Raw genomic sequence first — 11,730 nt, 5'->3', positions numbered from 1 at the left:
CAGGGGCGCGAGGCCGCGGTTCGCTGTGCTGGATTTTTCGACCCCGGCGCGGACCGCGCCTCGCCGCGCCCTCCTGGACCGCGCGGCGCGCCGCGCGAAACCCGGCCCAGGTCGCCCGACGGCGGCGTTCGCGCCGCGTGGCGGCGGCGTTCGCGCCGCGCGGCTGACCGCGACGGCGCGGGACGCCTTCTCTCTGGCACGAGGCTGCGAAGTTCGCGTAGCCTGTCCCAACGGTGCTCCCGGAGTTCACCGATCCGACCGACCGCTTCATGATCGAAGCCCGCAGCCGAAGCGGCGGCATGGGCGATATTTTCAAGGGCACCGATCAGTCGACCGGCGCCCCGGTCGCGATCAAGATCCTGCGCGCGGCCGCGTCGCCCCAAGAGCGCGCCCGCTTCGCCCGCGAGATCGCGATCCTCGCCGACCTGCGGCACCCGAACATCGTCCAGTACATCGCCCACGGCACCTGGCTCGACGGGCGCCTCTTCTTCGCGATGGAGTGGCTCGACGGCGAGGACCTCGGGCAACGCCAGCGGCGCGCGCCGCTCGGGCTGCGCGACTCGGTGGAGGTCGTCCGGCGCAGCGCGGCCGCCATGGCCGCGATCCACGCCCGCGGCGTCGTCCACCGCGACCTCAAGCTCTCGAACATCTTCCTCGTCCGCGGCAAGGGCACGGCGATCAAGCTGATCGACTTCGGCGTCGTGAAGCTCGCGGTCCCGGACGACTGCCCCACCGAGCGCGGCACGATCATCGGCACCCCGCACTTCATGGCGCCCGAGCAGGCGCGCGGCGAGCCGGTGGACGCGCGGGCCGACGTCTACTCGCTGGGCTCCGTCCTGTTCCGCCTGGTCACCGGGAGGAACGTGTTCGAGACCGAGCACGCGATCGCCCTGCTCGGCCGCCTCGTGCTCGAGGATCCGCCCCGCGCGCAGCAGATCCGCTTCGACGTGCCGGAGGCGCTCGACGAGGTGATCACCCGCGCCATCGCCCGCGATCGAGAGAAGCGGTACGAGAACGGCGGCGAGCTCGCGCGCGCGCTGGCGCGGGTCGGAGAGCTCAACAACGACCCCCCCGCGACCGACAGGTCCGCCTCGGCGGTGCGGCGGGCGGCGGCGCCGGAGATCAGGGCGACCCCGGCGACCCCGGCCGGCCCGGGCGACGAGCGGCCGCAGACGCGGCTCGCCACGAGCGAGCGGCGCGTTGTCGCCTGCGTGCTCTTCGAGCTGGGCGCCGGGCCCCTCCGCCCCGACGTGGACGCCGCGCTCCGCGAGGTCCTCGGCGACGACGCGCGGCTCGAGCCGCTCCTCAGCGGGAAGATGGTGGCGGTGCTCGGGGTGGAGCGATCGCGCGGCGACGAGGCGATGCGCGCGGCGCGCGCGGCGCTGACCGTCGCCAGGTCGACGCCGGGCGCGCGGGTCTCGGTCGCGGTCGGGCACGCGGTCCGCGGCCGCGCGAACCTCGCCGGCGAGGCGCTCGAGCGCGCGGCGCAGCAGCTCGAGTCCGCCGTGCCCGGGGCGGTGCGGATCGACGCGTACGCGACCGCGGCGCTCGAGGGGCGGTTCGTGGTCCAGGACGACGCGCGCGGCGGCGTGCTCCTCCACGAGGACGCGACCGGCTTCGACGCGCGCAAGCTGCTCGGGCGGCCCTCGCCGACCATGGGGCGCGAGCACGAGATCGCGAGGCTCCAGGGCATCTTCAGCGAGCTCGCCGAGGACGGCGTCCCGCGCGCCGCGCTCGTGACCGGCCCCGCCGGCATCGGCAAGAGCCGCGTCCGCGCCGAGCTGATCCAGCGCCTCGACATGGCGCCGCACGCGCCCGTCATCCTGCTCTGCCGCGGGGATCCGATGAGCCAGGGCTCGGGCCTCTCCGGGCTCGGTCGCGCCCTGCGCACGCTCATGGGCGTCCACGACGGCGAGCGCCGCGAGGACCAGGTGCAGAAGGTGAGCGCCCACGTGGCGACGCGCCTCTCCCGCCCGCTCCGCTTCCTCGCCGCGTTCATCGGGGAGCTCACCGGCGTGCCGTTCCCCGACGAGGGCAACGAGCCGCTGCGCGCCGCCCGCGAGAGCCCGCAGCTCATGGAGTCGCGCATGCGGATGGCGATCGAGGCGTTCTTCCGCTCGAAGTCCGAGGAGACGCCGCAGATCCTGGTCATCGAGGACATGCACTGGGCCGACGGCACCACCATCGAGCTCGTCGACTGGCTGCTCGGCTGTACCGATCTGCGCTTCGGGGTCTTCGGCTTCGCGCGCCCCGAGCTCTTCGGCCGGTTCCCGGCGCTGTGGGCGCAGCGCAACGTGACCCGCCTGCCGCTCGCGCCCCTGTCCCCGCAGGCCGCGGACCGGCTCGTGGCGACCGCCCTGCCCCAGGCCGACCCGGCCACGCGCAGCGCCATCGTGCAGCGCGCCGGCGGCTACGCGCTCTTCCTGGAGGAGCTCATCCGTCACGCCGCCGAGGGGCGCGACGACGTGCCGCTCAGCGTGCAGGCGCTCGTGCAGCTCCGCGTCGACCGCATGTCGAAGGGGGTGCGCGAGGCGCTGCGCGCCGCGTCCGTCTTCGGCCAGGTGTTCTGGACCGGCGGCGTCGAGGCGCTGCTCGAGCGCCCCGTGGGCGCGGAGCTCGCCGAGCTCGAGGCGGGCGAGATCATCGCGCGCCAGATCGAGCCGCGCGTCGCGGGCCAGGCGCAGTGGGCGTTCCGTCAGGCGCTCGTGCGCGACGCGGCGTACGCGTCGATCCTCGAGGAGGACCGCGCCGCGCTCCACCGCGCCGCGGCTGCGTGGCTCGAGTCCGCGGGCGACGTCGACCCGGGGCTCGTCGCGCGGCACGCCGAGGCCGGCGGCGAGAACGCGCGGGCCGCGTTGCTCTACGCGCGGGCGACGCGGAGCGCCGCGGCGAGGGGCACGGCGCTCGACGCGGCGCTCGAGCTCGCGACGCGCGGGCTCGCGTGCGGGGCCGAGGGGACGACGCGCGCGACGCTCCTGGTCCACAAGGGGACGATCTGCGAGCTGATGGGCCGCGTCCCCGAGGGGCTCGACGCGGCGGAGGAGGCCGCGCGCCTCGCGCTGCCCGGCTCGGATCTGTGGGGCGAGGCGCAGGTGCTCGCGGTGACCTGCATGATCGAGGCGGGCCAGAGCGCCGAGGGGGACGCGCGCGCCGCGTCCGCGCTGTCGCCGCAGTTCGCGGCGGCGCTCTCTCCGTCGATCCGCGCCATGCTGCTCGCGTCGCGCGTCCGCGGCCTCGTGGACCTGAGCCGGCCCGCCGAGGCGCTCCGCGCGGCGGACGCGGCGGTCGAGGTCGCGCGCTCGGGCGGCTCGACCGACGCCCTCCGCCACACAGAGGAGGCCCGCCTGGCCGCGCTCATCCACGTCGGCGACCTGTCCGCCGCGGTGGCCGCGGGCGCGTCGCTCATCGCCGAGGCCGACGAGGCGGGCGACGCTGTCGTCGCGACCAAGGCCCGCCTGAACATCGGCTCGACGCTCAACTACATCGGCCTGTTCGAGGACGCACAGGCGATGCTCGAGCGCGCGCTGGTCGACGCGCGGAGCCGGAAGCTGCGGGTGCTCGAGGGCTTCGCGCTCCACAACCTCGGCATGTCGTACGCGCGGCTCGGCAACCTCGAGGAGGGCATCGCGTGCCAGCGGCAGGCGGGCCGGTTCGCCGACGAGTGCCATGTCGCGCGCCTCAGGATCGTCGGCCGGCTGTACGAGGCGATCTTCCTCGTGTGGCGCGGCGCGCCCGGCGATTACGGGACCGCGCACTCCATCGCGCGCTGGCTCTGCGAGGAGACGGCGCGCCACGCGGCCGCGCTCCAGGCGATGGCGAGCTTCGCGCTGGCGCGCGTCCAGCTCGCGCGCCGCGAGATGAAGGAGGCGCTCGACGCGGCGCGCGAGGCCGCTCGCCACCTGGAGGGCGGGCCCATCGAGGAGTGGAACGACGCGATCCGCCTCACGCTCGTGGAAGCCCTCCTCGCGACCGGGGACGAGGCGGGCGCGAACGCCGCGCTGGACGCCGCATTCACCGCGCTGGCCGCGCGCGTCGGGGCCCTCCGCGATCCGCGTCACCGCGAGGCGTTCCTGCGCGGGAGCGACGATGTCGGGCGGCTCGTCGCCCTCGCCCGCGAGCGCCTCGGCCGCTCGCTGCCCGCGCCCTCGGCGCAGCAGGCGCCGAGGGACGCCGAGGGGCCCTCCCAGCGCCCTGCGGCGGCGCCGCCGCGGGGCAAGGGCGCGAAGGCGAGCGACGCCCCTCCGCGGCGGGAGCGCGCGGATGCGCCGGGCGGCGATCCGGCGGCCCAGCGCGGCGCGGGCTCCGCGCAAGGCAAGGACGCTCACGCCGACGGCGCGGCGACTCCGGCGCGCGAGAAGGGCGCGCCACGTTCTTGACGTTGGATGACCGGGTAGCTAAGGCCATCCGCGATGCAAAACCACGTCTCTGAGCGGCCCTTCGCGCGCTGCTCCACGCTCTCCAGCCCCGCGCGTCCGGCCGACGCGAGCCCGCGCGCCGCGCACGCGGGCCGGCGGCTCGCGGCGCGCGTCCTGCCGCTGCTCGCCGCTGCGGCGCTGGGCGGCGCGGCGCTCCTGTCGTCCGCGCCCGCGTCGGCGCAGTCGAAGATCGCCGTCGTCGACGTTCGCCGCGCCATGCTGGAGACCGAGGAGGGGCTCCGGGTCCAGGCGACGCTCAAGAAGCTGTTCGACAGCCGGCAGGTGGAGCTCGACTCGAAGCAGCGCGCGCTCGCCGACGAGCGCGACAAGCTCGACAAGGAGGCGCAGGGCGGCAAGACGCCGAAGGACGCGCTCCAGCGCCGGTTCGAGACGTGGCAGCGCCAGGCCGCCGAGCTCCAGGCGACGATGGTCGACTACCAGCGCGAGATGCAGCGCAAGGAGAGCGAGCTGACCACGCCGATCCTGCAGAAGGTGCTCGGCCTGCTCCGCCGCCTCGCCGCGCAGGAGGGCTACGACCTCATCCTCGACAAGTCGGCGGCGCCCTATTACCGCGCCGATCTCGAGCTCACCGACCGCGCCATCCAGATGTACAACAGCGGGCAGGCCGGCGACGCGCCGCCCGCGAAGGGCGCGCCGCCGGCCAAGGGCGCGCCGCAGGCGGCCCCGGCGAAGCCGGCGCCCAAGCCGGCGGCGCCCGCCGCGCCCGCCAAGAAGTAGCCGGCTCCGCGTCACGACGGCGCGGCGCGGGAGCGCGGCGCCGCGGCGGCCCTGGCGAGGAGGTGACTCGGTGAGCTCTTGTCTTGTCGACCGGGGAGCGCGCCTCGCGGCCTGGATCGGGCTCTGTGCCGCCGGCGCCCTCGCGTCGCCCGCGGCGTGCCTCTACCCCGAGTACACGTTCGACGAGCCCGAGCCATCGGGGGGCGGCGGCAGCAGCTCGAGCGGGCCCGGGTCGGAGGATTGCTCGAACGGCGCGGACGACGACGGCGATGGCCTTGTCGACTGCGCCGATCCGGCCTGCGGCGACTTCGTGTGCACGACGGCGGTGCCGGAGGGGTGGAGCGGCTACTTCGCGCTGTTCGACGGGGCGCCCGCGATGGACCCGGGCTGCCCTGCCGCGTTCGCCGCGGGGCAGCCGTTCGTCGGCAACCGGGGTCTGTCCGCGCCGCCGGCGCGCTGCACGTGCTCGTGCGGCCCGGCGCAGGGACAGCGGTGCGGGGATCTGGGGAGCATCCAGATCAGCGTCAGCGACGCGCCGTGCGGATCGCCGTGGGTGTGCGCCTGGGACCTGAAGCTCATCCCCGGCTGGACGCGCGACGTGTGCGCGGGGCCCGACGGCGTCTTCGGCGGCGGGGCGACCTGCGAGCCGAACGACGAATGCCTTTCGACCCGGGAAGCGCACCCGTGCGTCGCCTCGGTCTCCGCGACCCCTCTCGAGGCGACCGGAGGGAGCTGCGCGCCAGGCCCCGTGCAGGTCGAGGTGGCGACCCCCCGATGGACAGGGCTCGGGCGCGCGTGCCCCGCAGCGCCGCCGGGCCAGGGCTGCAACCTCGGCCAGGTCTGCGTGCCCAGGCCGGGCGCGCCGTTCGAGGGCGGGCTCTGCATCGCGAAGGACGGCGACGACGCGTGCCCGCCGGGCGCGTACACCGAGAAGCACGTGTTCTTCACGGAGATCGAGGACGACCGCGGCTGCGAGGACGACTGCGCCTGCGGCGAGCCGTCGAGCGGGACGTGCCGAACGACGATCGCGCTCTACGCCGACCCCGAGACGGACACGTGCGACACGTCGCTGGTCGAGGTCCTCGCTGGCGAGTGCGCGAACGTCGAGGGAAACCCGACGATCGTCGGGCGCAAGGTGACGTCGTCCATGCCCACCGGGGGCGCGTGCGCCCCGAGCGGCGGCGCCGCGACCGGCGCGGCGCGGGGCGCCGCCCCGAGGACGTTCTGCTGCCAGAGCCAGGGATGACGGGCCCACGGCGCCCGGCCTGTCACCGCGCTGCGGGCGCCGGGCCTGTCGCGGCGGCGCGGGCGCCGGCCCTCAGAACCCGCCGGCGACGCTGAGGCCCGCGAGGTCGGCGCCGGGCGCGTGCAGCACGACAGCCGCGCGGTCAGCGCCCCCGCCGGCGCCTCGTCGGTCCGCGACGGCGCCCGCGCGCGGCTCGGCGCGGGCGGCGCCGCTGCTCGTCACGAGCAGCGCGATCCCCGCGGCCACGCCGACGACGCCGAGCCCGATCGCGACCTCGGCGACGCCCGTGTAGAGCCGGCCGCGATCGGCGGTCGGCCTGGCCGAGGGCGGGCAGCTCGTGTCGCCGCCGCACAGCGCGTCGAGATCGCTCAGCGTGCCGGCGCGGAGGCCGAGGAAGACGCCGCCCACGGCGCCGCTCGCGATCCCGGCGCCGAGCACCACGAGGCCCGGCACCCGCGACGGCCGCGCCGCCGGCGCCGGCGCGGCCGCCGGCGGAGGCTCCGGCGCCCGAGCCGCGGGTAGCGGCTCCGCCGGCGGCTCGGTGATCGCGACCTCCACGGTCCTCTCTTCGCCCTCCGCGAGCGTGACGGTCTCCCGCACCACCTCGCGGTCGCCGATCCTGGCCGAGACCACGTGCGGCCCGGGGTCGACGGGGATGTCGGCGCTCAGCTCCGCGGCGCCGAGCGCGGCTCCATCAAGCAGGATCGTCGCCGTGAGCGCCCCCTGGCCGCGGCGGATCGCGAGCTTCGGGGTGCGCTGCTCCAGGTCCTCGATGCGCGCGCCGACGTTGGCGGTGACGTCGTTCGCCCTGGGGTCGCCCGCGGCCGCGGCCGCGGCGATGCGGTAGTTGCCGAGCGCCGAGACGAGCTTGCCGAGCCGCGCCTCGCACTCGGCGATGTTGAACAGCACCTGAGGCGTGCGCCGCACGTCCGCGACCGCGTGGAACCTCGCGAGCGCCGCGGCGCAGTTGTTCGCCGCGCTCAGCGCGACGCCCTCCTGGAAGAGCGCCCGCGCCGCCGCGAGCTCCTCCTTCGTCTGGGCCTCCGCCGGGGGCGCCGCGAGCGCGGCGACGGCGAGCGCCGCGGCCACGAGGATCTCCCTGCCGCCCTTCCGAAGTCCGCCCTGCTCCATGCTCCCCCTCGGCGGGCGCAGCGCCCGGCCCAGGCCATGCTCCAGCCGCCGCGGCGCGGCAAGGCCGGCGGCCCGACGAGGAGGCGGCGCCACGCGCGCGCCGCCTCGTCGATGTCGCCGCGCTCACCCCGCGCGCCGGCGCGGCCGCGTCCAGCGGCCCGGGGCGCCCGAGGCGCGCGACGCGATCGGCCGCCAGGCCGCGATCGCCTCCTCCTGGTCCACCACGAAGTCGTGCGGATCGAAGCGCACGAAGTTCCCGGTGCGGACGATGAGCTCGCGCTGGATCGACCGGCGCTCCCCCGGCGTCACCCGGCCCGTGTCGAGCTCGTCGAGCGCGACCTCGGGCGTGTAGGGGAGCCCGCGCCGGTACCGCGCGCCCAGGTCCCAGCCCTGGCAGCGCTCGATCCAGAAGGCCCGCCAGCGCGCGGCGTCCACCGTGGGCTGCTCCACCAGCTCCGGCGCCGGCGCCGCCGGCAGATCGCGGGGATCGCTCACGAGCTGCGCGAGCTTGAGCTCGCGCGGCTCGCCCACGTCGGGGTCGGGCGGCTCGGCGACGACGATCTCGTCGTCCTCCACCGCGACCTCCTCCCACATGCCCGCGCCGGTGATCCGCTCCAGCGCGTAGGCAGCAGCGAGCTTCATCGCCTTGTCCCCTTCACGCTCGAGCAGGTCGATCAGCAGGGGCACCGACGAGGCCGCGCCCGCCCAGCCCGCGGCGACGATCAGGCCGTGGCGCGGCGCCTCGAAGGCGCGCGCGACGAGGTGCCGCGCGTCCGCCTCGTCGCCCGCGAGCGCGAGCAGGAGCGCCGCCGCGTCCCCGCCCTCCGGCGCCTCCATCGCGGCGCGCAGCGTGATCGAGGCGTGCGGGTGGTCCGAGAGCGCCATGGCCGTCCAGGTGGCCTCGCGGAGCTCCGGATCCGCCGCCGCGGCCGACGTGAGCGCCCGCTGGATCAGCTCGGGCAGGCGCTGGCCCGGCGCGCAGCCGAGGTGGTGGAGCGCGCGCGCCGCGACGGGCGCCGCCTCGTCCGAGGCCGCCGCGACGAGCTCGTCCTCGGTCGCGAGGCCCCGGTAGGCGAGGACGTCGATCGCCATCGCGCGGAGGAGCGGATCGGGCTCGCGGAGCAGGCTGCGGAGCGCGAGCGGCAGGAGCTCGTGCGGGACGAGCTTCAGCGCGGCGCCGAGCGCCTCGATGAACGCCCGGTCCCGCTCGCTCCGGAGCAGCGCGTGCTCGGCCGCGGCCAGCGCGTCGCGGCCCGCGAAGCAGCCGAGCACCATCGCGCTCGCGAAGGCGAGGCTCGGGTCCTTCACCGGCGCCTCGGCCACGAGCCGCGGCACGTGCTCGAGCGCGGGCGCCCCGATCGCCGCGATCACGTCGATCGCGGCGAGCATGCGCCGCTCGAGCACCAGCGCCCCGCGGAACGGATCGCCGAGCAGCGGCGCGCGCTGCATGCCGACCATCGCGACCTCCTCGAAGCACTCGCGGGTGCGGGCGCGGAGGAAGGCGACGTCGTCGATCGCGGCGCCGATCTCCCGCGCGAAGCCCGGCGGCGGCGCCGGGCGCGCGGCGGGCTCGTCCCCGCGCGGCGCGAGCGGCCGCGCCGCCGCCGCAGCCGGCAGCGCGCCGGGCGCGGGCGCGCGCTGCTTCAGCGTCGCGACGGCGGCCTTGAGCTCGTCGAACGTCCTCGGCCGCGGGATCGGCGGCGGCGGCTTCGCCACGAGCTCGGCCGGGGGCGGCTCCGGGACCTTGAGCCTCGGCACGAGCGACGCGCGCCGGACCGCGTGCAGCCGCGGCCGATCGCGGCTCGCGAGGATCGGCGGCGGGTCGAGCGGCGCCGACGGCGGCGCGCCGGCGAGCCGCGCCTCGGCGTGCTCGAGCCAGCCGCGCGCGTCCCGGAGCAGCGCGCCCACTCTCGCGAGGCCCGCGTCGAGCCCCGCCGCCTCGCCGATCGGGACAGCGACGCTGTCAATTTCCACCATGGCAGCGCGCACGGCGCCCAGGCGGTCGGCGCGGCCGTCGAAGGCGTCGTAGATCGCGCCGACAGCGCGCTCCAGGGCGCGCGCGGGCCCGGTCAGGTCGATCACGGGCTCGGCGTCGTGCTCCAGCGACAGCGCGGCGCGGCGGAGCGCTGCGTGCCCGCGCTCGATCTGGTCGAGGGCGGGCGGGGCCATCCCGGCGGGCGCGGAGGGCTGCCCCTCCTGACCGCCGGGCGCGACGAAGGGCAGATAGGTGAAGGACACGCGCCATGGATACACCTGCGCCGAGGAGGCCCCAAGCTGCGCGCTGAGGTAGCCTGACCGCGCGATGAAGGATCCCGCGGAGGACCTCGAGGCTTACGCGACGCTGGCCGCCCAGCTTGCGGATCCGAGCGCCGATCGCGCGGCGCTCCTCGCCGCGCACGGGCTGGACGAGGAGCGCTGGGAGGCGCTCGACGACGCCTGGCAGGCGCGCCTCTCCGAGGCGGATGACGAGGACGGCGAGGACGTGGGGGTGCCGCCGCTGGTCGCCGCCTTCGCCGAGACGTTCGCCCGTGTCCAGCGCGCCCGCGCGAGGAGCGAGCTGTCGTTCGATCGCTTCCTCGAGGCGGCGCGCGCGATGAAGCGGGGCACCGACATGGCGACGGTGCTGAGCCGGCTGGACCTGACGCTCGACGACTACCTGAGCGCGCAGCAGCGGTGGACGGCGGCGATGCTGGAGGACGAGGAGCTGGTGGCGCGGTTTCAGCGGGCGATGAAGTAGAGGGACGGCCGCGCCGCGGGATCGGCCGGGGCCGCGCTGCGGCGCGGCGGCGGGTATGCTGGGGGAGGCATGGTGGAGAGCGAGGGGAACAGGCGATCGATCACGCTCGAGGAGCTCGCCGCGATCGCGGGGGCCCTGGAGGCGGGCGCGCCTCGGGACGAGGCGCTCGCCGGGGCGGGGCTCTCGGTCGAGGCGTGGGAGGCGGCGCGGGAGCGCTGGATGGCGAGGCTCGCCGCGCAGGCCGCGCGGGGGCAGCTTCGCCCGAGCCAGCGCTACCTGGAGCTCATCGCCGAGCAGAAGCGCCGCGCCCATGTGAAGCAGCGGGAGGCGCGCAGGAAGCCGGAGGGGCCGATGCCGGTGGCGCCCGAGGCGCACCTCCCGGCGCTGGGGGGTGCACACCCGGACGGGGCGACCCCGGTGGCCGCCGCGGGCGTGAGCGACGAGGAGGCTGCGCGCTCGCCGTGGGCGAGATCGAGCGCGGTCGCGCCGCCGGCGCGACCGCCCGTGGATCGGTCGCCGCTGCCTGCGGCCACGCCGCCGCCGCTGCCCGCGGCCACGCCGTCGCCGCTGCCCGCGGCCACGCCGACACCTCGGGCCTCGCCGATCCCGGAGCCGCCGCCAACCGCGCCGCGAGCCTTCGTGACGCTCCTCGACATGCGCGCTGTCCCGCTCCAGGACGCGCTGCCTTTCGCCCGGAAGGTCCCTGGACGTCCGGCCGACAGCGCATTGCCCTTCGCGCGAGGGGCCCCTGTACCTCCGACCGACAACGCCCTTCCCTTCTCGCGCCCGAGCCCCTCGCCCCCGGCCGACAAGGCTTTGCCCTTCTCTCGCCCCGTCGCTCCTCCGGCGGCCGACAGCGCATTGCCCTTCTCTCGCCCCGTCGCTCCTCCGGCGGCCGACAACGCATTGCCTTTCTCGCGCCCGAACCCTGCTCCCACGGCCGACAAGGCGCTGCCGTTCTCTCACCCGAGCCCTTCGCCTCCCTCCGACAACGCCCTTCCGTTCTCGCGCCCGAGCCCTTCGCCTCCCGCCGACAACGCCCTTCCCTTCGCCCGCCCTGCCGCTTCTCCCGCACCACGGGCCTCCAGCAGGGACGAGGCCGTGCCACGGCCGCCCCCGCTCCCGAGCGGGAGCTGGGCGTTGCCGTTCCAGCAGCCGAGCTCCGGCGACGGGCCGCTGGCCAGCACGTCGCTCTCGCGGTCCGCCGCAGGGGCGCGCCCCGAGGTGGATGCGGAGATGAAGCGGCGCGTGGAGCGCATCTCGCTCGCCCAGTACGCGCGCATCTGCGCCGACGTGCGGGAGCACCCAGCGCACGTCCACGAGATCCAGGGTCATTACGGGCTCGACCCGCAGAGCTGGACCGCGCTCCACGCGATGTGGCACGAGCGCTTCCAGTCCGATCCGGCGCTCAAGGCGCGATGGCAAGCGCTCGTCGAGCAGAGCGCGCGACGCTGAGCCCAGCC

The 11,730-nt window shown here is 76.5% G+C and carries 7 protein-coding genes; 5 read left to right on the top strand and 2 right to left on the bottom strand.

The genetic code is table 11. The features are described 5' to 3' along the window. The first annotated feature begins 233 nt into the window (after positions 1-233). The 3 genes from WMF42_RS15125 (at position 234) to WMF42_RS15115 (ending at position 6,399) form a co-directional block, all read left to right on the top strand. Complete coding sequence (locus tag WMF42_RS15125; RefSeq protein WP_437692624.1) at positions 234-4,376, top strand: serine/threonine-protein kinase; 4,143 nt, start codon at positions 234-236, stop codon at positions 4,374-4,376. Positions 4,377-4,409: 33 nt separating this feature from the next. Next, positions 4,410-5,153, top strand: a complete 744-nt coding sequence (locus WMF42_RS15120) for an OmpH family outer membrane protein (RefSeq protein ID WP_061606218.1) — start codon at positions 4,410-4,412, stop codon at positions 5,151-5,153. Positions 5,154-5,223: 70 nt separating this feature from the next. Then, positions 5,224-6,399, top strand: a complete 1,176-nt coding sequence (locus WMF42_RS15115; protein WP_061606217.1) for a hypothetical protein — start codon at positions 5,224-5,226, stop codon at positions 6,397-6,399. A gap of 72 nt (positions 6,400-6,471) precedes the next feature. Here the strand turns inward: WMF42_RS15115 and WMF42_RS15110 are convergent, their stop codons facing one another. Both WMF42_RS15110 and WMF42_RS15105 read right to left on the bottom strand, forming a co-directional pair. Further along, on the bottom strand, positions 6,472-7,530 hold the full coding sequence (locus tag WMF42_RS15110) for a PEGA domain-containing protein (RefSeq protein WP_437692622.1): 1,059 nt from the start codon (positions 7,528-7,530) through the stop codon (positions 6,472-6,474). Positions 7,531-7,653: 123 nt separating this feature from the next. After that, positions 7,654-9,768 carry a hypothetical protein gene (locus WMF42_RS15105; RefSeq protein ID WP_437692620.1) on the bottom strand — a complete coding sequence of 705 codons (2,115 nt, stop codon included), beginning with the start codon at positions 9,766-9,768 and terminating at the stop codon, positions 7,654-7,656. A 64-nt stretch (positions 9,769-9,832) separates the two neighbouring features. Here WMF42_RS15105 and WMF42_RS15100 point away from each other — a divergent pair, with 64 nt between their 5' ends. Both WMF42_RS15100 and WMF42_RS15095 read left to right on the top strand, forming a co-directional pair. Next, on the top strand, positions 9,833-10,267 hold the full coding sequence (locus tag WMF42_RS15100; RefSeq protein WP_061607539.1) for a hypothetical protein: 435 nt from the start codon (positions 9,833-9,835) through the stop codon (positions 10,265-10,267). Positions 10,268-10,336: 69 nt separating this feature from the next. Further along, positions 10,337-11,722 carry a hypothetical protein gene (locus WMF42_RS15095; protein ID WP_437692618.1) on the top strand — a complete coding sequence of 462 codons (1,386 nt, stop codon included), beginning with the start codon at positions 10,337-10,339 and terminating at the stop codon, positions 11,720-11,722. The last annotated feature ends 8 nt before the right edge of the window (positions 11,723-11,730 follow it).

The sequence above is a fragment of the Sorangium sp. So ce176 genome (assembly GCF_051519835.1).
Taxonomy (GTDB): domain Bacteria; phylum Myxococcota_A; class Polyangia; order Polyangiales; family Polyangiaceae; genus Sorangium; species Sorangium cellulosum_G.
The sequence above is the reverse complement of the archived record's forward strand: the minus strand, read 5'-3'. Positions and strand labels throughout refer to the sequence as shown.